General features: G+C 62.4%; 13 protein-coding genes. All 13 read left to right on the top strand.

The genetic code is table 11. The features are described 5' to 3' along the window. The first annotated feature begins 47 nt into the window (after nt 1–47). The 13 genes from fabF to groL all read left to right on the top strand — a co-directional run bounded on the left by fabF (nt 48) and on the right by groL (nt 21776). The gene (gene fabF, locus ACQREB_RS05660; protein WP_427766358.1) at nt 48–1298 is read left to right on the top strand and encodes a beta-ketoacyl-ACP synthase II; all 1251 of its coding nucleotides are present in this window, start codon (nt 48–50) and stop codon (nt 1296–1298) included. 182 nt (nt 1299–1480) lie between these two features. Further along, complete coding sequence (gene nadA, locus ACQREB_RS05655) at nt 1481–2461, top strand: quinolinate synthase NadA (RefSeq protein WP_427766356.1); 981 nt, start codon at nt 1481–1483, stop codon at nt 2459–2461. A gap of 177 nt (nt 2462–2638) precedes the next feature. Further along, nucleotides 2639–3502, top strand: coding sequence for an LpxI family protein (locus ACQREB_RS05650; protein ID WP_427766354.1), 864 nt, complete (start codon nt 2639–2641; stop codon nt 3500–3502). Between the two features lie 87 nt (nt 3503–3589). Continuing rightward, complete coding sequence (lgt, locus tag ACQREB_RS05645) at nt 3590–4468, top strand: prolipoprotein diacylglyceryl transferase (RefSeq protein WP_427766351.1); 879 nt, start codon at nt 3590–3592, stop codon at nt 4466–4468. 39 nt (nt 4469–4507) lie between these two features. Next, complete coding sequence (locus ACQREB_RS05640) at nt 4508–5575, top strand: P-loop NTPase (RefSeq protein WP_427766348.1); 1068 nt, start codon at nt 4508–4510, stop codon at nt 5573–5575. 387 nt (nt 5576–5962) lie between these two features. Beyond that, nucleotides 5963–8152 (top strand): glutamine synthetase III, encoded by a 2190-nt coding sequence (locus tag ACQREB_RS05635; RefSeq protein ID WP_427766344.1) that lies wholly within the window; start codon nt 5963–5965, stop codon nt 8150–8152. Between the two features lie 152 nt (nt 8153–8304). Then, nucleotides 8305–8748, top strand: a complete 444-nt coding sequence (gene tsaE / locus ACQREB_RS05630) for a tRNA (adenosine(37)-N6)-threonylcarbamoyltransferase complex ATPase subunit type 1 TsaE (RefSeq protein ID WP_427766341.1) — start codon at nt 8305–8307, stop codon at nt 8746–8748. Nucleotides 8749–9502: 754 nt separating this feature from the next. Then, entirely contained in the window at nt 9503–13546 is a 4044-nt protein-coding gene (locus ACQREB_RS05625; protein WP_427766338.1) for a beta strand repeat-containing protein, read from the top strand. Between the two features lie 784 nt (nt 13547–14330). Next, nucleotides 14331–15569 (top strand): transcription termination factor NusA, encoded by a 1239-nt coding sequence (gene nusA / locus ACQREB_RS05620; RefSeq protein WP_427766335.1) that lies wholly within the window; start codon nt 14331–14333, stop codon nt 15567–15569. Nucleotides 15570–15649: 80 nt separating this feature from the next. Next, nucleotides 15650–18259, top strand: coding sequence for a translation initiation factor IF-2 (gene infB / locus ACQREB_RS05615; protein ID WP_427766332.1), 2610 nt, complete (start codon nt 15650–15652; stop codon nt 18257–18259). An 82-nt stretch (nt 18260–18341) separates the two neighbouring features. After that, nucleotides 18342–19676, top strand: a complete 1335-nt coding sequence (gene mtaB, locus ACQREB_RS05610; protein ID WP_427766329.1) for a tRNA (N(6)-L-threonylcarbamoyladenosine(37)-C(2))-methylthiotransferase MtaB — start codon at nt 18342–18344, stop codon at nt 19674–19676. 109 nt (nt 19677–19785) lie between these two features. Beyond that, entirely contained in the window at nt 19786–20112 is a 327-nt protein-coding gene (locus tag ACQREB_RS05605; protein ID WP_427766326.1) for a co-chaperone GroES, read from the top strand. A gap of 32 nt (nt 20113–20144) precedes the next feature. Then, nucleotides 20145–21776: a chaperonin GroEL gene (gene groL, locus ACQREB_RS05600; RefSeq protein ID WP_427766323.1), complete on the top strand. Its 1632-nt coding sequence runs from the start codon at nt 20145–20147 to the stop codon at nt 21774–21776. Nucleotides 21777–21787 lie beyond the last annotated feature (11 nt).

The following is a 21787-nucleotide window of genomic DNA, read 5'->3' as shown; positions in this document are numbered from 1 at the left end:
ACGTCCCTTTTTCGGACGTTTTCGTCAACCTTCAACTTTAGAACCGAGTGCAATCCGAATCCAATAGAAGAGTCGTCGTGACGGGGATCGGCATCGTTTCTCCGGTCGGCAACGGGAAGGACGCGTTCTGGTCCGCCCTCGTCGCCGGGAAAAACGGCATCTCCACGGTGACCCGTTTCAACCCTGAGGGGCTTTCGTGCACGGTCGCGGCCGAGGTCAAGGACCTCGACATGGACCGGTATATGGATCCGAAGGAGCAAAAACGGAACGACCGCTACACGCGTTACGCCGTCGCCGCCTCCAAGATGGCGATGGAAGACGCGGGTCTGAAAGTCGGCGACGTCGAGCCGAGCCGCATCGGCGTCATCATCGGCTCCGGAATCGGCGGCATGGAGACGATCGAATCGCAGTCCGCGGTTCTCGTCGAAAAGGGACCGCGGCGCATTTCGCCGTTTATGATCCCGATGCTGATTTCGAACATGGCCTCCGGCGTCGTCGCCATCGACATGAAGGCGCAGGCGGTCAACTACGGCATCGTTTCGGCGTGCGCTTCGGGCTCTCACGCGCTCGGCGAAGCGCTGCGGCACATCCGCAGCGGCCACGCCGACGTGATGATCGCGGGCGGCGCGGAAGCGGCGATCACCCGCCTCGGCTTCGCCGGGTTCTGCAACATGAAGGCGCTGACGACGAAATACAACGACGCTCCGGAAACGGCGTGCCGTCCGTTCGACGCCACGCGCGACGGCTTCATCATGGGTGAAGGCGCCGGCGTGCTCATTCTCGAAACCTACGAACGCGCGATGGCGCGCGGCGCGCGCATCTACGCGGAATTCGCGGGATACGGCGCTTCGTGCGACGCCTACCACATCACTTCGCCGGCTCCGGACGGTTCCGGTCTGGCGATCTGCATGGCGCAGGCGCTCACCGACGCGGGCGTGAACGCGAACGAGGTCGATTATATCAACGCGCACGGAACGTCCACGCCCTACAACGACAAGTTCGAAACCGCGGCGATCAAGCGCGTTTTCGGCGACCACGCCTACAAGCTGGCGGTCAGCTCGACGAAGTCGATGACGGGCCACCTGCTCGGCGCCGCCGGAGGCGTCGAAGCCGCCGCGACCGTGCTCGCGATCGCCAACGGCGTCGTGCCGCCGACGATCAACTACGTCAATCCGGACCCGGAATGCGATCTCGACATCGTCCCGAACAAGGCCCGCGAGATGAACGTGAACGTCGCCGTCAGCGACAATCTCGGGTTCGGCGGTCACAATGCCGCGCTCGTCTTCAAGAAGATCTGACGTCCGCGTTCCCGTCGGAAAAAGCGTTCCCGCCCGCGCGGGAACGCTTTTTTCGATTTTAGGGGAGAACGGAAAATTTTTCGTCGGTTTTCTTCGCGTTCCCGCGGTCGTTTTCTCACTTTCTTTTTGCTCCGCGCGCGGGAACGGCGTTTAATGGAGCGCACATAAATTCTCAACGAACGATGAACACGCCGTTTTCACTGAAAGTCTACGATTCCCTCAACGGGGCGCTCCCGCCGCTCACGCCGATTCAGGAAGAGATCCTGCGCCTGAAGAAGGAGCGCAACGCGATTCTGCTCGTGCACAATTACCAGAGCGCGGAGATTCAGCGCGTCGCGGACTACGTCGGCGATTCGCTCGGGCTCGCGTACCAGGCGGAGGAGGAAAAGAACGCCGACGTCATCGTCTTCTGCGGCGTGCATTTCATGGCGGAGACGGCGAAGATCGTGAATCCCGGCAAGAAGGTGCTGCTGCCCGTCGTCGAGGCCGGCTGCTCGCTCGCGGATTCGTGCGACGCGGCGGAGCTCGCCGCCGTCAAGGCCGCGAACCCGAATCTCTACGTCGTCGCCTACATCAACTGCAGCGCGGCGGTGAAGGCGCTCGCGGACGTCATCTGCACGAGCGGGAACGCGAAGAAGATCGTCGAGCACGTGCCCGCCGACCGCGAAATTCTCTTCGTGCCCGACCAGAATCTCGGCTCGTGGGTCGCGTCGCAGACGGGCCGCAAGATGCGCCTCTGGCCGGGCTCGTGCTACGCGCACGTGCTTTTCAGCGTGAACGAAATCCGCCGCGCGCGCGAGCAGTTCCCCGGCGCGCCCGTGCTCGTGCACCCGGAGTGCGTCGAGAGCGTGCGCGAAGCGGCGGACGTCGTCTGCAGCACGGAAAAAATGGTGAATTTCTGCCGGGAATCGTCGGCGGACACGTTCATCATCGTCACGGAAACGAACATGATTTCGCGCCTGCGCGCGGAGATTCCGGGCAAGAAATTCGTCGCGGGACCGACGGCGACCTGCGCCTGCAACGAATGCATGTTCATGAAGATGAACACGCCGGAAACGCTGCGCGACTGCCTCCGGAACATGTCGCCGGAAATCGTCATGGACGAGGATCTGCGTTCCCGCGCCTACGTGCCGCTGAAGCGCATGCTCGAATGGAGCAAGTGAGAGACCGAACAGTGAACAGCGGACAGTGAACAATGAATAACGCATTGCGTTCGGCTTCGCCGAAAGGATTTTTCAGAGCGTCTGGACGAAGCGCTTCGCTGTTCATCGTTCATTTCTCCGTTTTCCTCTGAGTTCTCCGTGTTCTCTGTGTCTGAATAAACCCGAAAAATTTCCGCCATGCACGCGCTTTCACGATTTCTTCCCGACGACTTCGATCCCGCCGCGGGGCTGACTCTGCTCTCCGGCAGAGGCGCCTATCCGCGCATTTTCGCCGAACGCGCGCGCGCCGCGGGAACGGACGTCTCGCTCATCGCGATCGAGGGCGACGTGGACGAGGACTTCGTCGCGACGTTCCCGCGCGACCGCGTGATCTTCGTCAAGCTCGGGCAGCTCGGCAAATTCCTTTCCTCGCTCGAAAAACTGCGTTCCCGCTATTTCGTGATGGCGGGCCAGGTCGCGCCGAAACGGCTTTTCGGCGGGCTCGTTCCCGACCTGAAAGCGGCGCTGATTCTCGCGCGGCTCAAGGAACGCAACGCGCACACGGTCTTCGGCGCCGTCGCCGACGAAGCCGCGAAGATCGGCGTCGCGCAGCTCGACGCGCGCGCGTTCATGGACGACCAGCTCGCCTCCGCGGGAACGCTCGTCGGCAAGGCGAAGCGCGTGGACGCGTTCGCGCTCGAGTACGGCGTGCGCATCGCCAAGGAATGCGCGCGGCTCGACATCGGTCAGGGCGTCGTCGTCTCCGGCGGCACGGTCACCGCCGTCGAAGCCTACGAGGGCACGGACGCCATGCTGCGCCGCTGCGCCGACATTCCGAAGAAGAATCCGCTCTACGTCAAGACCGTGAAGCCCGGGCACGACTACCGTTTCGACGTGCCGTGCTTCGGCATGCGCACGCTCGAAAGCATGGAGCTCGGCGGGATCGCCGCCGCCGCGCTCGAGGCGGACAACGTCGTCATTCTCGAAAAGGAGAAAGTCTTCGCCGAAGCCGACCGCAAGGGCATCACGCTTCTCGGCTGGAACCGGGAGGATTTTTCGTGACGAAGAAATATTTTCTGACGACGCTCCCGTATTTCGTCGCGGCGCCGAACGCGCTCCGCACCTTACACCTTACACTTTAAAACGTTCATGAGCACCGTTCCCGCGACGACTTCCGTTCCGAATCCCGATTTCTGGCTGCACGACCTCAGCCCGTTCCTCGTCCGTTTCCCCGAAGGATTTTTTCTCGAGGGCATCCGCTGGTACGGCGTCGCCTATCTCGCGGGCTTCGTCGTCGGCGCGTGGCTGCTGAACCTTTACTGGCGGCGCGGGCGTTCGCCGCTCGATCCGGAGGCGCAGACGAATTTTCTTCTCGCGCTGATCGTCGGCGTGCTCGTCGGCGGGCGGCTCGGCTACATGTTCTTTTACGCGCCGGAAATGCTCGTCGAGAATCCGCTTTCGGTCTTTCAGGTCTGGCGCGGCGGCATGGCGAGCCACGGCGGGATGATTGGCGTCGCGGTCGCGGCGTGGTGGACGGCGCGGCGCGCGCGCTGCGGATTTCTTCGGCTGGCGGACATCGTCGCGACGCTCGCGCCCGCGGGGCTGTTTTTCGGACGCGTCGCGAACTTCATCAACGGCGAGCTCTGGGGCAAGGAGACGGACGTGGCGTGGGCGGTCGTTTTCCCGTACCGCGTTTCGCTGTTCGGGAACGAAGTCGTCCGCTACCTGAATCCGCGCCACCCGTCGCAGCTTTACGAAGCCGCGATCGAGGGGCTGCTGCTGCTCGCGTGGACGCAGCTGCGCTTCTGGAAGAAGAAGCCGCTTCCGGCGGGGCAGCTCGCGGGCGAGACGGCGCTGCTCTACGCGGCGGGGCGCATCGTGTGCGAGGTCTTCCGCGAGCCCGACGCGGGCGTCTCCTTCATCTGCGGCATGGCGCGCGGACAGTTCTTCTCCGTGCTGCTCGCGCTCGCGGGCGTCGCGTTCATCGTTTCCTCCCGCGTCTTCGCGGCGAAGCGGGCCGCGGATTGACGCCGCCGCGGCATCGGTTTCCCTTTTTCCGTTTTTCCCATGACTAAAGACGACATTCTGAAGGCGCTCGGCTCGGTTCCGTATCCCGGGCTTTCGCGCGACATCGTTTCCTTCGGCCTCGTGAAGAAGGTCGAAATCGACGAACGCGGGAACGCGATCGTCGCGATGGCGGTCACGACCTCCAAGCCCGAAATTCCCGAGCTTCTCGAAAACGCCGTGCGCGCCGCGCTGCAGAAAATCGGCTGCGGCGAAGTGCGCGTGAACGTCGCCGTGAAGACGCCCGCCGCGCCCGGCGCGGGAACGCCGCCGCCGCCCGCGCGCATTCCCGGCGTGAAGCGCGTGATCGCCGTCGCCTCCGGCAAGGGCGGCGTCGGCAAGTCCACCGTTTCCGTGAATCTCGCCGCCGCGCTCGCGCAGGTGCTCGAAGAGGAGGGCGTCGCGCCCGCCGCGGGCTCCGTCGGCGTCTTCGACTGCGACATCTACGGGCCTTCCGTGCCGATGATGCTCGGCGTGAAGGACGCGCCCGAGCTCGTCGGATCCAAGATGCGGCCGCGGGAGGCGCACGGGATCAAGGTCATGTCCATGGGGCTTTTTCTCGACGCGGATACGCCCGTCGTGTGGCGCGGCCCGATGCTGCAGAAGGCGATCCGGCAGTTCGCGGACGACGTCGATTGGGGCGCGCTCGAGGCGATGGTCGTCGATCTGCCGCCGGGAACGGGCGACGCGCAGATCACGCTCGTGCAGACGCTCGCGCTCGACGGCGCGGTCGTCGTCACGACGCCGCAGGATCTCGCCGTTTCCGTCGCCCGGCGCGGCGCGCGCATGTTCGAAAAAGTGAAGGTGCCGCTGCTCGGCGTCGTCGAGAACATGAGCTATTTCGAAAATCCCGCGAACGGCGAGCGCAGCTACATTTTCGGGCAGGGCGGAGGCGTGAAGACGGCGTTCGCGCTCGGCACGGATTTTCTCGGCGAGCTGCCGCTCGACGCGGCGGTCCGCGAAGGCGGCGACTCGGGGACGCCGATCGTCGTCGCGCGTCCGGACAGCGTTCCCGCGCAGGTCTTCCGCGCCGCCGCGCGCATGATTCTCCGCAAGCTCGACGCCCGCTGACGCGCGGTCTCCGCGACGTCTCGGAAACGTTCTTCCCCGGCGCTCAGGCGTCCCCGCGGTGCGGTCCGCGGGGACGCTTTTTTTCGCGCGCGCCGCGTCGGTGCGGGTTCACGTATCCGGATTTCAATGACGAAAACGCCCGCGTTCCCGCGGAATCCGGGTTGTGAAAAATGAAATCGAAAAACTGCATTTTCGCCGAAACGGCTTCAAAAAACTTTCTTTTGGAAGAAAAATTTCGCCGTTTTCGTCAAAAACGCAAAAAAAAACTTCTTTTTGAAAGAAAAACCGCTTGACTCGCCTTCACGCGCGGGCGTATCGTCTGCGGCACGTTCGATGAACTTTCGGGCGTCAGATTCAAATTTCTTCAATCCGAACAAAACCAAAATTATGTCCAACATCAGATTCCACGCAGTCGAAACGGCCTCCAACCGCAAGGTCTCCGTCGCCACGCCTCCGCAGGCGAAAGTCTCGGAATATTTCGGCTGCAAAGTCTTCAACCGCAAGGCGATGTCGCAGTATCTCTCGAAGGAGACGTTCCGCGAAATCACGTCCGCCATCGACAACGGCAAGCCGGTTTCGCTCGAGCTCGCGGCGCACATCGCCCCGTCGATGCGCATGTGGGCGATGGAAAACGGCGCGACGCACTACACGCACTGGTTCCACCCGCTGACGGACGGCACCGCGGAAAAGCACGACGCGTTCGTCGAGCACGACGGCAAGGGCGGCATGATCGAGGAGTTCAGCGGGAAGATTCTCGCGCAGCAGGAACCGGACGCGTCGTCGTTCCCGAACGGCGGTCTGCGCTCGACCTTCGAGGCGCGCGGCTATTCCGCGTGGGATCCGTCTTCGCCGGCGTTCATCGTCGGGGACACGCTCTTCATTCCGACGATCTTCATCTCCTACGCGGGCGAGGCGCTCGACTACAAGGCGCCGCTGCTGAAGGCGCTCGACGCGGTGAACAAGGCGGCGGTCGGCGTCTGCAGGTATTTCAGCTCGGACGTCTCCCGCGTGCAGTCCTCGCTCGGCTGGGAACAGGAATACTTCCTCATCGACGAGGAACTCTTCAACGCGCGTCCGGACATCGTGCTGACGGGCCGCACGCTGATGGGCCACGAGTCCGCGAAGAATCAGCAGCTTGAAGACCACTACTTCGGGGCGATCCCGCGCCGCGTGCTCGCGTTCATGCAGGAACTCGAATACGAGGGCTGGAAGCTCGGCATTCCGCTGAAGACGCGCCACAACGAAGTCGCGCCCAATCAGTTCGAGCTCGCGCCGATTTACGAAGAATGCAATCTCGCAGTGGACCACAACCTGCTCGTGATGTCGCTGATGCGCGACGTCGCCCGCCGGCACAATTTCCGCGTGCTGCTGCACGAAAAGCCCTTCAAGGGCATCAACGGCTCCGGCAAGCACAACAACTGGTCGCTCGGCACGGACACCGGCGTCAACCTGTTCTCGCCGGGCAAGAACTCGATGGAGAACCTGCGCTTCGTCACCTTCATCGTGAACACGCTGATGGCGCTCTACAAGAACAACGCGCTCATCAAGGCGTCGATCGCCTCCGCGACGAACGCCCACCGTCTCGGCGCCAACGAAGCGCCGCCCGCGATCATCTCCTCCTTCCTCGGCAAGCAGGTGAGCGACATTCTCGACGCCTTCGAAAAGTCTTCCGTGGACGACGCGATCAAGGTGGACAGCAAGAAGCAGATCAAGCTCGGCGTCGGTCAGATTCCGGAACTTCTCGTGGACAACACGGACCGCAACCGCACGTCGCCGTTCGCGTTCACGGGCAACCGCTTCGAATTCCGCGCCGTCGGCTCCGTCGCCAACTGCGCTTCGGCGATGACGGCGCTCAACGCCGCGGTCGCCTACCAGCTCAAGGAATTCAAGACCGAAGTCGATTCCCTCATCGACGGCGGCATGTCCAAGAAGGAGGCGCTCTACTCCGTCCTCAAGAAATACATCAAGGCTTCCAAGCCCGTGCGTTTCGACGGGAACGGCTATTCCGAGGAATGGAAGAAGGAGGCCGCCAAGCGCGGGCTCGACTGCGAGACGAGCGTGCCGCTGATCTACGACGCCTACACCTCGGCGCAGTCCGTCAAGGTCTTCGCCAACGGCAACATCCACACCAAGAAGGAGCTGGAGACGCGCAACGAGGTCAAATGGGAAATCTACACCAAGAAGATCCAGATCGAGGCGCGCGTGCTCGGCGACCTTTCGCACAACCACATCATTCCGGTCGCAATCCGCTACCAGTCCCTTCTCCTCGACAACGTCGCCAAGCTCAAGGCCGTCTTCCCGGACGCGAAGTTCAAGTCGCTCGCCGGCGAACAGATGCGCCTGATCCAGAGCATCAACGACCACATCTCCGAGGTCACCAAGGACGTGGACAAGATGATCGACTGCCGCAAGAAGGCGAACAAGATCGAGGACGCCCGCGAAAAGGCGATCGCCTACCACGACACGGTGCTCCCGTATTTCGACACGATCCGCTACCACATCGACAAGCTCGAACTGCTGGTGGACAACGAAATGTGGCCGCTCCCGAAGTATCGCGAGCTCCTCTTCGTGCGCTGATTTTTTCTGAGTGAGGTATCCGCGGCCGCTTCCGGGAGCAATCCCGGGGGCGGTCTTTTCCTTGTCTCGGAGCCGGGAACGCGCCGCGCGCCGTTCCCGCCCGGAACTTTTTCGTGTTCACGGGCGAGGCTTCGTGCTTTCCTTGTCGGAAAATGAATTCGGAGATCTTCGAGAAATTCGGCGCCTGGCGCGTCTGCGAAAGCGCGGAGGCGACGCGCGCCGCCGCGCGGGAACTCGGCGCGATGCTGCCGGCGGACTGCACGCTCGCGCTTCACGGCGGACTCGGCGCGGGCAAGACGACCTTCGTCGGCGGGCTCGCCGAAGCCTTCGGCGTGCGCGAACCCGTGACGTCGCCGAGCTACAACATCTACGCGATTTACGAAGGGCGTTCCCGCCAGCTCGTCCACATGGACGCGTACCGCCTGCCTTCGCCGGAGGCGGCGGAGGCGCTCATGCTCGAGGAATTCATGCGCCCGCCGTGGTGCTGGGTCGTCGAATGGCCGGAAAAAATCGGCGACGCGCTCCCGCCCGACGCGCTCCATCTCGATTTCGAAATCCTCGCCTCCGGCGCGCACCGTTTCCGCGTCCGCGCGTGAGCGAAAAATAAGACGGGCGGCTCCTCTCGGAACCGCCCGCCCGCTTTCATCTCTAACTAACTCTAACTTCTCTATCTAACCCAAAAACATCCAAGAAGCGGCGCGCGGAAATTTTTTTGTCTGAATTTTAAAATTTTTTTTTCGCGCGGGAACGCAAAGGAGGGTAAGCGTCTCGCTTGCCCTCGAAATCTCCCCGCAGAAATTTTCCCGCCAAGACGCGAAGAATTTTAAATCCACGAATTGCACGAATTTCACGAATTTTCTCCCCGCGACGTCTCGCAAATTTTTTAGCCGCAGATGTCGCAGATGAGCGCAGATTTCGGGACGACGCCGGAAATCAGAAAAAGAAAACGCGTGAAGAGCGTGGAAACGTGAAGAACTTACTTGTCGCTTTTCGAAATCCGCCCGCTAAAACGCCCCTTCAAGCTTTCTTCCTTCCTCCGCCTTTCGCCGTCCCTCCGATTACGAATACCGAGGGGGAAACGCCTCCGAAGCCGCATAAACAAAAGAAACTGAACGACCGTTGAATATCGTTCAAAAGAGGGGAAAAATTCCCGACGCTCCCGCGAACATACTTTTAATCAATTTCGGCAAAGCGACAGGAATGTCGCTTCTCCCCTGCGTTCCCGCGAATCTTCGCCAAATGACAAGCTCTGTGCTTTTCCGTGGTTAAAACTTTCCGCTTGCCTCGGTATTCGTAACCGGGGTAGAATCTGCACAAAAATTCAACGAAAACCAAAAACAGATTCACACAATGAGAAATTCAAAATTCCTCCTCACCTCCCTCCTCGCCGCCGCGACGATGAGCGTCAGCGCGTATGCCGAGCTGACCACGGTCGCGAATATGAGCACGCTCGTCAACGCAGGAACTGTCGGCGCCGATGTCACGGACCTCAGTTCCAAATACGTCTCCGGAAACACGGTTTACGACTTCGGCGGCACGAACGGCATCACGGGCATCACCACGGAGGATCTGTCTTCACTGATGTCGCAGACCAGCGGCTATATCACCGTCGCCGCTTGGGTGCGTCACACGGACACGGCTCAGGACAGCTTTTTCTCTTATGGGGATCAGTCAGACGGGTTCAAGCTCGACATCAAAAACAACGCGTTGTCCGTGACGACGAAAGGCGTCGCCGACAAGGACGCTCTCGGCACGGTTTCCGTGGGCGAATGGACGCTCGTCGCGATTTCGCTTAATTTGAACACAAGCGGCGATTCCCGCTATCTCATCGGGGAAAGCGATTATTGGACGCGAAAGCTCGGTTCTTGGAACACGCCCTCCGAAACGAACCAAGTCTTCGGCATCGGCACCGGCAACGGTACCGGCGATCGTGAAGTCTTCACCGGGCAGATCGCGAATCTGACGATTTTCTCCTCCGACACACTCGCGACCAACGCGGAAATTACAGCGCTGATGGGTACTTCGGCGCCGATTCTTGATTGCCTTATTTGGAACGGAAACTCCGGAGAATGGAACACGAGCGCTATGTCTTGGACGAAGTCAAGCGACACAAGCGTTTCCGTGGCGTTCGCTTTGGGCGACAGCGTGAAGTTCGCCACCGCCGACGCGACGATTACGCTGGGCGAATCCGTCTCCGCCGATGAAATCTTAGTCGCGGAAAACACGACGTTTGTTTCCGCGAACGACAAGACGCTGAGCGCCGCCGTTTTGACCGTCGACGCCGGCAAAAAGCTGACGCTTGACGGCGGAATTTCGAATTACACGTTCTCCTCGTTGTCCGGAACGGGAGCGGTGCGCGTCACGGACGCTTCCGTGGACAGCGCAGGATTCGCGAAAGTCAGCGCGTTCACGGGAACGTTGGAATTCGCCGGTGCGGTCGATCTGGGAAGCGACGCGCTTTCTGTGGGCGCGACGCGCACATTTGAAGGCGGGCTGACGACGACCGGAAACGTCTCCGTCAGCTCTGCGGGCGTGCTGAATCTCGGCGGCACTTCGAATCTGGGCGCAATCAGGCAGACGGGCGGCGAAGTCAACGTGGACGGCGTGACGACGACGGTGCAGTTCGTCGGAACCTCCGAGGGCGCCACGGCGGGAACGCTCAACATCGGCGCGAGCGGTGTTCTGACGGTCACGGGCGATTCCAATTCCACGGGAGGAAATCAAGGTTCCTTCCAGCTCGCGCATTGGGGCGCCAAACAGACGGTCAACGTCAGCGGTGTGCTCAATCTGCAGAACTGCGGCATCTCCAACAAGGACGGCAACGGCGACATCAACATTCTCTCCGGCGGTGAAGTGAATTTCAACGCGGGATTCACGGTCGCCGACGCCAACAATAACGCCGGCGTCGTCCGCGTCACTTTGAACGAAGGCGGCCGCATCAACATCGGCGGCACGAGCGGCATCCCGAACAGCAACGTTCTTTCGTTGACGCTGAACGGCGGCAAGATCGGATCGCTCGTCGATTCCTGGTCGAGCGCCCAAGCGATGACGATCGGCGGCGCCGTGACCTTCGACACTGCGAAGAGGTCGTTCAATGCAACGGGCAAGGCGGCGGAGACTGCGGAAACTTCCGCGGTTACAATCGGCGCCATCAATTTCGCGGACGCGGGCTCGCTGGACGTGATCGGCGGCGGCTCGCTTACGCTCAACGGCGTAATCACCGGTGTCGCCGTGGATTCCGAGGCGAAAATCACGGTTTCGGGCGGTTCGCTCGTGCTCGGCAGCGGGCTTGTTTTCGCGCTGACGGGCGAAGACGACTCGATTATCGGCAAAACGCTGAACATCGCGACGCTCAGCGGCGGAACGATTTCGGGATCCCTTGCGGCGGGCAATTTCACCTGGAACGGATCCGCGCTTTCCGGACGAACGCAGGTCTCCTTGACCGACGGCATCGCGACGTTTTCCGGTGAGGCGTATAATCTCTTTTGGAAGAGCGGGGCGACGACGTGGAACGCTTCCACGGAGTTCGACAAGGACAGCGTCGGCAGCGGAACGACGGCGACGTTTGTTACCGGCGACAACGTGACTTTCGGGGCGGGCGATACCGCAACCGTGACGTTCTCCGACGCTTTGGTCGCCGGGCGTGTCTCGATCGAAGGCAATGTGACGCTGGCTTCGACGATTACGGGAACACTTACGGCGCAGGACGGCATCGTCGTCGCCGACGGTGGCACACTCATTGTCGCTAAAGGTAATGACGGATCGAGCGCAATCCGCGGTTCCCTAACGGTTCAGAGCGGAGGCACGGCGCGTTTCGACATAAAAGACGTCTGCGGTTGGAGCGCGGGAAGGCGTCTTGAAGCGCTTACGGTCGATTCCGGGGGCTCGTTGGTCATCAATCAGAACGGCAACGAAACGTTCTGCGGCACGCTGACGCTGAACGGCACGATGAGCCGAGGCGTCAGCGGCGGAGACTCGACGCGTTGGGATCTTTACGGCGGGAGCGCGAAAATCGTGACGACCGCCGCCGATGCGAAAATCGAAGAGGGCGTGAAGATTCAGCTCCGCCAAAATAATTCCGAAATCCAAGTGGCCGGCACGAACGCGACGTTGGAAATCGCTTCAACCGTTGGGAGTAGTGCTGAAGGCAATGGGCTTCTGCGTAAGACGGGCACGGGGACGCTCATTCTCTCCGGGGAGAATTCTTACACCGGGGGCACGAACATCGAGGCCGGTGCGCTCGTCGCGAAAAAGGCTTCCGCGCTCGGGAGCGGAGCCGGCAACGTCACGATTTCGAACAACGCGGAACTTCGAATCGACATCGGCGTCGACGCGACGATGACGCAGGGCGCGGGAACGATTTCTTCGGCTGAACAGAATCAGAGCGCCAAACTGACGATTGCTTCCGGCAAGCTCGTGCTTACGAGCGCGACGAACAATTTCCGCGGCACAGTGGATATTCTTTCCGGAGGTGTTTTGGAACTCGGCTCGACCGCCAAGTTGCTTACACAGTACTCGAATACGTCCAAAATTTTTATTCGGACCGGCGGCGAACTGCGCTTGGATAATTTCACGTACGATCAGCTCGGCGCTTCTCCGGACTACGCGGTTCATCGCCAAATCGACGGCGGACGTCTTTCGATCACGGGAGCGACTTCGGCGTCGGGACAGAGCTTCACGGTCACCGCGAACGGCGGTGAATTCCTGATGGAACAGGCCGGACAGACGCTGACGCTCAACGGGAACGCCAATTCCGAAATCATCGCTCTCGGCGGCGCGCTGAAACTCGGCGGCGCGGGCGATATCGTCATCAACAAGTATGGGACTCGAGCCGCAATCGTCGGCAGCGGGTCTCTCGAAAAGGTTGGCGAAGGAACGCTGACCATCAACAGCGCGGGGAACACTTACACGGGCGGAACGATTGTTTCCAAGGGCGTACTCGTCGTGGGTGCGGCAGACGCGCTCGGCACGAATTCCGTTCGGGTCGCGGGCGGTCAGCTGAAGGTCCGCAACGTGACGCTGAATCAGACGGCGATTACGGTCGTGCTCGGCGAGGCGTACAAGACGAACGGCGGTGTCGCGGCGCTCGTCGGCGAGAGCGGCAGCCTCGCGACGGGAACGACGGTGACGGTCGACGCGACGGATCTTGGCGCGCTCGGACTCGTCGCCGGCGTCGCGAACGAATACAGCATCTGGGATTCGACGCTGACGACCGACGCGACGCTTGCGCTTTCCGAGGAGTTCGAGAGGCTGCTCGCGGCGGATGGCTGGGAATATGCCGTTTTCGGCGGCGTGCTGACGATTTCGTCGATTCCGGAGCCGTCGGTGTTCGGGCTGTTGGCGGGTCTCGGGGCGCTCGCGCTCGCGGGAACGCGCCGTCGCCGCCGGAAATAAAGTTCAAAAGTGGAGGAGTTGAGGAGTTTAAAAGGTAATTACTTTTCAACTTTTTAAACTTTTCGACTCCTCGACTTTTCCCATTTTTCTTAGTGTGTGTTAGTTAGTGTGTGCGTCCCCGGGGAGAGATCCTCGGGGACGTTTTTTTGCCGCGGGAACGCGCGGCGATTTCGAGGTCCCGTCGTTTCGGCGCTTTTCCGTGGAGATTTCCGTGAGCTTCCGTGGTCCGGGAAAAAGGAGAGTTCGCGTCTGCGGAAATCCGCGGGAAAAAGTTTCTGTGGGAAGGATTTCAATAAAGCGGCAAGAATGCCGCTTCTCCCCTTTAAAACTTTCTTTAACTTCTTTTGACTTCGCGGTTTTTCTTTGCGCCTTGGCGTCCTGGCGGGAAATTTCTGCGGGAAGGATTTCAATAAAGCGGCAAGTAAGCGAAGCGTGGAGCCATGCCGCTTCTCCCCTTTAAAACTTTTCTTTTAACTTCTTTTGACTTCGCGGTTTTTCTTTGCGCCTTGGCGTCTTTGCGGGAAATTTCTGCGGGAAGGATTTTCGATGAAGCGACAAGAATGTCGCCTCTCCACTAAGACTTTTCTTTAACTTTCTTTGACTTCGCGGTTTTTTCTGTGAGCGCTGTGCGAAAAAAGTTTGCGTGGACGCGTTTCGTCGGTTGACAATTCGCGCGGAGCGCGGCATGATTGCGCACAATTCAATTTTGCTTTCAGAGGAAAGTGGGGCGCTCCCCGCTTTTTTTTGTCAGCAAAAACAACCGACAACGTCAACGAAACGAGCAATGAACAACGAAATCATCAGTGTTTTTGAGTACATGGAAAAAGAGAAGGGCATCAGCCGCCACGAGCTGATTCCCGTCATCTGCGACGCGATGAAGAACGCCTCCGAAAAGGGCGTGAACGCGGGGCAGAATCTCAAGATTCAGATCGATCCGAGGACGGGCGACATCCGCGCTTGGGCGCTGATGACGGTCGTGGATTCCGTTTCCGATCCGTTGACGGAGATTCACATCAAGAAGGCGGAGCTCTACGCGCCGTCGCCGAAGCTGGGCGACGTGATCGAGAAGGAGATCAATCCGGGCTCGCTCGGCCGCATCGCGGCGCAGATGGTGCAGCAGACTATCATGCAGTGGGTGCGCACCTTCGAGAAGGAGCGCCTCTACGAAGAGTACAAGAACCAGGTCGGGCAGATCGTCTCGGGAACGGTCCACCGCCGCGAGCGCGGGGACTTCATCGTCGATCTGGGCAAGGCGGAGGCGACGCTCCCGTCGCGGGAACGCCCCTACAACGAAGATTTCCAGGCGGGCGACCACGTGACGGCGCTGCTGCAGCGCATCGAGACGACGCCGCGCGGCCCTGAAATCGTGCTTTCGCGCTCCGATCCGAATTTCGTCCGCCGCATGCTCGAGCGCGAGGTGACGGAGATTTCCGACGGCTCGGTGCGCATCGTGGCGATCGCGCGCGACGCGGGCAACCGCACGAAGATCGCGGTGGACGCCGCGGATCCGAAGATCGATCCCGTCGGCGCCTGCGTCGGTTCCCGCGGGGCGCGCGTGCGCAATCTCGTGAAGGAGCTGAACAACGAAAAGATCGACATCATCCGCTACAGCCCGGATCCGGAGACGATGCTCCGCGAGGCGATCAAGCCGGCGGTTCCGCGCAACGTCGAGATCGACGAGGCGCGCCACAGCATCTATTTCGAAGTGACGTCGGAGGACATGTCCATTGCGCTCGGCCGCCGCGGTCAGAACGCGAAGCTGACGTCTAAGCTGCTCGGCTGGCGCCTGCAGATCGACAAGGTTTCGGAGCGCGCGCCGCATCTCGACGTGAAGCGCGAGGCGGCGGTCTCGGCGTTCGTGAACGCGGGCGTCACGCTCGAGCTCGCGGCGCGGCTCGTGGACGCGGGCTTCTCCGACCTGCAGATCTTCGACGAGGAAGGCATCGAGGCCGACCTCGAGGCGGCGGGCTTCGAGCCCGAAGAGGCGCGCTTCATCGTCACGACGATCGCCGCCGCGCGCTGAGCGGCGGGAACGGAGCAAGCGAACAAATTTTTTCTTTCTGAAACGGAAATATGGCAATACGCGTCAGTGAATTATCCAAAATGATCGGCGTTCCGAACAAGACGCTGGTGCTTTTCTTCGCGGAGAAGCATTCGGAGCTGGGAATCACCGATCCGAGCAAACATCACGGCAAGAGCTTCTCGTGGTTCCCGGCGGACGGGCACACGATGGAAGAGGAAATTCAGTCTGAGCTGGACGCCTTTTTCCATGAACATCCGGAGCTCGTCGAGAAGCCGAAGGCGAGGAAGGCGCCCGCGTCGAAGAAGGCCGCGGGCAAGAGCGCCGAAAAGCCCGCCGCGCACGCGGAAGCCGTCGAGGCGGCGAAGCCCGCTCCTGTTCCCGCGCCCGTGCCGCCTCCGCCGCCTCCCGCGCCGAAGCCGGTTCCTGCTCCGGTGCCGCCGGTGCCTCCGCCCGCGCCTCGGGCGCCGGTTCCGGTTCCGCCCGTTTCGCCGCCTCCGCCGCCGCGTCCTTCGATGGCTCCCGTGCCGCCGATTCCGGCTCCGCGCGCGTCGGTTCCTTTGAATCCGCCGCCGGTTCCGTCCGCGCCGAAGAGCGCTCCCGCGGTTCCGCCTCCGACTCCGCGCCCGGCTCCGATGCCGCCGCGCGTTCCCGCCGCGCCCGCTCCCCGGCCCGCCGCGGCTCCCGTTCCTCCGCCGCACGCCGCGCCGAAAGCGGCTCCGGTTCCGCCCGCGCCGACGGCGGGGCGCGCTCCCGCGGCTCCGGTTCCGCCGCCCGTCCCGGGCGTTCCGCGCGTTCCGGTCCCGGCTCCCGCGCCCGTGCCGCCCGTTCCCGCCGGGAACGCTTCGGCGGGCGACGCCGCAGTTCCGGCGAAGGACGAGCTCCGCAAGGTCACGATGCGCGCGCCCGTCGTCGTCCGCGATCTCGCGACGGCGCTCGACGTGCGCCCGTTCCAGCTGATTTCCGCGCTGATGAGCATGGGCGTCTTCGCCTCGCTCAATCAGGACCTGGGCGACGAAATCGCCGTCAAGGTCGCGGAGAAGTACGGCGTCGAGCTCGACATTCACCGCCGTGAAAAGGGCGCGCAGCAGGCGAAGCCCGTCGTCGTCGAAAAGCCGAAGCCGGTGGACGACGAAAAGGACAAGGCGCCGCGCCCGCCGGTCGTCTGCGTGCTCGGTCACGTGGACCACGGGAAGACGACTCTTCTGGACTTTTACCGCAAATCGAACGTCACCGCGGGCGAAGCGGGCGGCATCACGCAGCACGTCGCCGCGTATTCCGTGAAGCACGGCGACCAGACGATCACGTTCCTCGACACGCCCGGTCACGCGGCGTTCTCGAAGATGCGCGAACGCGGCGCGGCGCTCACGGACATCGCGGTGCTCGTCGTCGCCGCGGATGACGGCTTCATGCCGCAGACGGACGAGGCGCTCAAGTTCGCGCAGAAGAACGGCGTGCAGCTCGTCGTCGCCGTCAACAAGATCGACGCGAAGGGCGCGAACGTGGATCGCGTGAAGCAGCAGATGCAGAAGCGCGGCATCACGTCCGAAGACTGGGGCGGCACGATTCAGTGCGAGCCCGTCTCCGCGCTCAAGGGCACGAACATGGATTCGCTGCTCGACGCGATTCTGCTGCAGGCGGAAATGATGGAGCTCAAGGCGAACCCGAAATGCCCGGCGGAAGGCACCGTCGTCGAGGCGCAGATGGAGCAGGGGCGCGGTCCGACGGCGACCGTCATCATCCAGCGCGGCACGCTCAAGACGGGCGACGCGCTCGTGTGCGGCCCGCATTTCTGCCGCGTCCGCGCGATCATGGACGAATACGGCAAGCCGCTGAAGCAGATCGCGCCGGGCTGCCCCGGCCGCGTCATGGGCTGGTCGGGCGTTCCCTCCGCGGGAGCGGTCTTCTCCGCCGTCAAGAACGCGCGCGAGGCCGAAAAGATCGCCGAGGACAACCAGTACAAGCTCCGCAAGGCGATCGAGGAGGAAGAGGACAACAAGCGCCGCGCGGCGGCGGAGGAACAGCTCTCCGGGCTTTCCGACATCGAGCGCCTCAACCAGCTCCTCGCGGGAACGAGCGAGAAGGTCTTCAAGGTCGTGACGAAGGCGGACGTGGACGGCACGCTCGAGGCGCTGAACGCGTCGCTCGAGGCGATCAAGTCCTCCCGCGTGAAGCTCGAGATCGTCGGCGGTTCCGTCGGTCCGATCACGCCGAGCGACGTCAACACGGCGTCGGCGGCGGGCGCGACGATCGTCGCGTTCGACGTGAAGGCGGACAACGGCGTTCCCGCGCTGATGAAGCGCCAGAACGTCAGCCTGATCACGCACGACATCATTTACATGCTCCTCGACATGGTCAAGGAGGCGATGGCGGAGCTGCTCGATCCGGAGCTGAAAGAGAACAAGGTCGGCGTCGCCGAGGCGCGCGTGATCTACCCGTTCGGGAAAAACGCGTTCGTCGCGGGCTCGATGGTCACCGAAGGCAGCATCCGCCGCGACTTCAACGCGCGCGTCGTGCGCAAGGGCGAAGTGCTCCACACGGGGCGCATCGACACGCTCAAGCGCTTCAAGGACGACGTCACGGAGGTCAAGGCGGGCTACGAGTGCGGCATCCGCGTCACGGGCTTCGAAGAATACAAGGAGGGCGACCTCATCGAGTGCTTCGAGATCCTCAAGATCCGCCCGCCGCTGTAAGCGGCCGCGGGTCGGGTTTTCGGACGGCGTTTTCCGCGCCGTCCGAAATTTTTTTTCGGCGGAGCGGAAGGCGTTTTTTCAGATGTCCGAGGTGCATGACGATTTGCCCGTCCGGCGGCGCGCGTGTCTGTTCACGCTCGGCTGCCGGCTGAATCATTACGAGACGGAGGTGCTGCGCGACAAGCTCGCGGCGGCGGGCTACGCCGTCGTCGAATGGGGCGAGCCGGCGGACCTGGCGATAATAAACACGTGCACGGTGACGGGGCTCGCGGAGGCGAAATGCCGCCAGATCGTCCGCGGCTTCGTGAAGGCGAATCCCGAGGCGTTCTGCGCCGTCGTCGGCTGCTATTCGCAGACGGGCGCGTCCGCGGTCGCGGCGATTCCGGGCGTGGATCTCGTCGTCGGCAACCGCGCCAAGCTCGACGTGCTCGACTACGTCGGCGCGGGAACGAAGAACGCCGTTCCCGTCGTCGTCCGCGAGCGGATTTCGCGCGAGGACTTCAAGGTCTCCTTCGTCGGCGACGCGCCGTTCAACGAGCGCGCGAACCTGAAGATCCAGGACGGCTGCGACTTCATGTGCAGCTACTGCGTCATTCCGTTCGCGCGGGGGCGCGCGCGTTCCCGCGACTTCGCGGACCTGCTCGCCGAGGCGCGTTCGCTGGCGGCGCGCGGCGCGCGCGAGCTCGTGATCACCGGCGTGAACGTCGGAACGTATGCGAATTCCGGATACGACGTGCTCGGCGTGATCGACGCGCTCGCGGAAATTCCCGGCGTGGACAGAATCCGCATCGGCAGCATCGAGCCCAAGACGGTTCCCGACGGCGTCTTCGACCGCATGGCGGATCCCGCGCACCCGCTGACGCCTTTTCTGCACCTGCCGATTCAGTCCGGCTGCGGGCGCATCCTGCGCGACATGCGCCGCCGCTACACGCTGGGCGAATATCTCGAATTCGTCGAGGCGGCCGCCGCGCGCGTTCCCGAGATCTGCATCGGCACGGACATCATGGTCGGCTTTCCCGGCGAGACCGACGCGGAGTTCGACGAGACCTGCGCGACGTTCATGAACGGCCCGTTCGCCTACTGCCACGTTTTCACGTATTCCGAGCGCGCGGGAACGCCCGCCGCGCGCCGCACGGACCGCGTTCCCGTGCCCGTGCGCCAGCGCCGTTCCGCCGCCCTGCGCGCGCTTTCCGCGAAGAAGCGCCGCGCGTTCATGGAGCGCTTTCTCGGGCGCGAAGCCGAAGTGCTCTGCGAAAATCCCTCCGGCGGCGGCTTTCCCGCCTACACGCGCAATTATCTGCGCGCGTTCGTTCCCGCGGAGGCGTTCCCGGGGGAAATTCTCGCCAACGAGCTGCGCGTCGTCCGCCTCGCCGCGATCGTCGGCGACGCGTTTCTCGCGGAAAATCCGCGCCGCTGAGCGCGTCCGCGTTCCCGCGCGGGCGGATTGTCCCAATTGTTTTGGCACGCCTTTTGCAAAAGACTTCGGACAGTTCAAACTTTCAAATTCAATCCACATTCATTCAATCATGAGCAAGGACAAAAAAGAAAAATGCTGCTGCAAATGCGGCGTCAACGTGAAGCCTCTCGGCGACCGCGTGCTTCTGAAGCGCTGCGAAGCCGCGGAAGAAATCAAGGGCGGGATCATCATTCCCGACTCCGCGAAGGAAAAACCGATGGAGGCGAAAGTCATCGCGCTCGGCACGGGCAAGATCGAAGACGGCAAGAAGGTCGATTTCAACGTTGCCGTCGGCGACAAGGTTCTCATCGGCAAGTACACGGGAACGGAAGTCAAGATCGACGACGAGGCCTATCTGCTCGCCCGCGAAGACGAAATCCTCGCGATCATCGGATAAAAAAATTTCAACAACCGAAATTCTGAAACATCATGGCAAAAAAACAGATTCTTTTTGACGAAGCCGGACGCCGCAAGATTCTCGTCGGCGTTCAGACGCTCGCGAAGGCCGTCAAGATCACGCTCGGACCGAAGGGTCGCAACGTGATGATCGACAAGAAATACGGCGCGCCGAAAGTGACCAAGGACGGCGTTTCCGTCGCCAAGGAAATCGAACTTTCCGACGCCTTCGAAAACATGGGCGCGCAGATGGTGCGCGAAGTCGCGTCCCGCACGGCGGACAAGGCCGGCGACGGCACGACGACGGCGACCGTGCTCGCGGAAGCCATCTACACGGAAGGCCTCAAGAGCGTTTCCGCCGGCGCGAACCCGATCTTCGTCAAGCGCGGCATCGACGCCGCCTGCGAGACGATCACCAAGGAACTCGCCTCGATCTCCAAGAAGATCAAGAACTCCGACGAGATCAAGCAGGTCGCGACCGTTTCCGCCAACTGGGATTCCGGCATCGGCGAAATCATCGCCGAAGCGATGGAGAAGGTCGGCAAGGACGGCACGATCACCGTCGAAGAAGCCAAGACCATCGAAACGACGCTCGACGTCGTCGAAGGCATGCAGTTCGACAAGGGCTACCTTTCCCCCTACTTCTGCACGAACGCGGAAACGCTGGAATGCACGCTCGACGAGCCCTACATCCTGCTCTTCGAAAAGAAGATCTCCTCGATGAAGGACCTGCTCCCCGTGCTGCAGGAAGTCGCCAAGCAGGGCAAGCCGCTCCTCATCGTCGCCGAAGACATCGACGGCGAAGCGCTCGCGACCCTCGTCGTGAACAAGATCCGCGGCACGATCAACGTCTGCGCGGTCAAGGCGCCGGGCTTCGGCGACCGCCGCAAGGCGATGATGGAAGACATCGCCGTGCTCACGGGCGGCAAGTTCATCACTGAAGACCTCGGCATCAAGCTCGAAAGCGTCACGATCGCCGACCTCGGCAAGGCGAAACGCGTCGCCGTGGACAAGGACAACACGACGATCATCGAAGGCGCCGGCAAGTCCTCCGACATCCAGGGCCGCGTGAAGCTGATCCGCCGCCAGATCGAAGAGACGACCTCCGACTACGACCGCGAAAAGCTGCAGGAACGCCTCGCGAAGCTCGCGGGCGGCGTCGCCGTCATCCACGTCGGCGCGGCTTCCGAAGCCGAACTCAAGGAAAAGAAGGACCGCGTCGACGACGCGCTGCACGCCACGCGCGCGGCGGTCGAGGAAGGCATCGTTCCCGGCGGCGGCGTCGCGCTGCTGCGCACCGCGAAGGCCGTGGACAAGCTGATCGAAACTCTCGACGGCGACGCGAAGACGGGCGCGAAGATCGTCCGCCGCGCCATCGAACAGCCGCTGCGCACGCTCTGCGAAAACGCCGGCGTCGAAGGCTCGCTCATCGTCAAGGAAGTCCTCGCCGCCAAGGGCGGGAACGGCTACAACGTCGCGACCGACAAGTACGAGGATCTCGTCGCCGCGGGCGTCGTCGATCCGACCAAGGTCACGCGCACGGCGATTGTCTCCGCGACCTCCGTCGCCTCGATGCTGCTCACCACGGAATGCCTCATCACGGACGTTCCCGAAGAGCCCAAGGCGGCTCCCGCTCCGGGCGCCGGCATGGACGGCATGTACTGAGAAAAAAAGCT

Source organism: Candidatus Spyradosoma sp. SGI.093 (assembly GCF_050314555.1).
Classification (GTDB): domain Bacteria; phylum Verrucomicrobiota; class Verrucomicrobiia; order Opitutales; family UBA953; genus Spyradosoma.
Note: the sequence above shows the minus strand (reverse complement) of the source record. Positions and strands in the feature narration are given on the sequence as shown.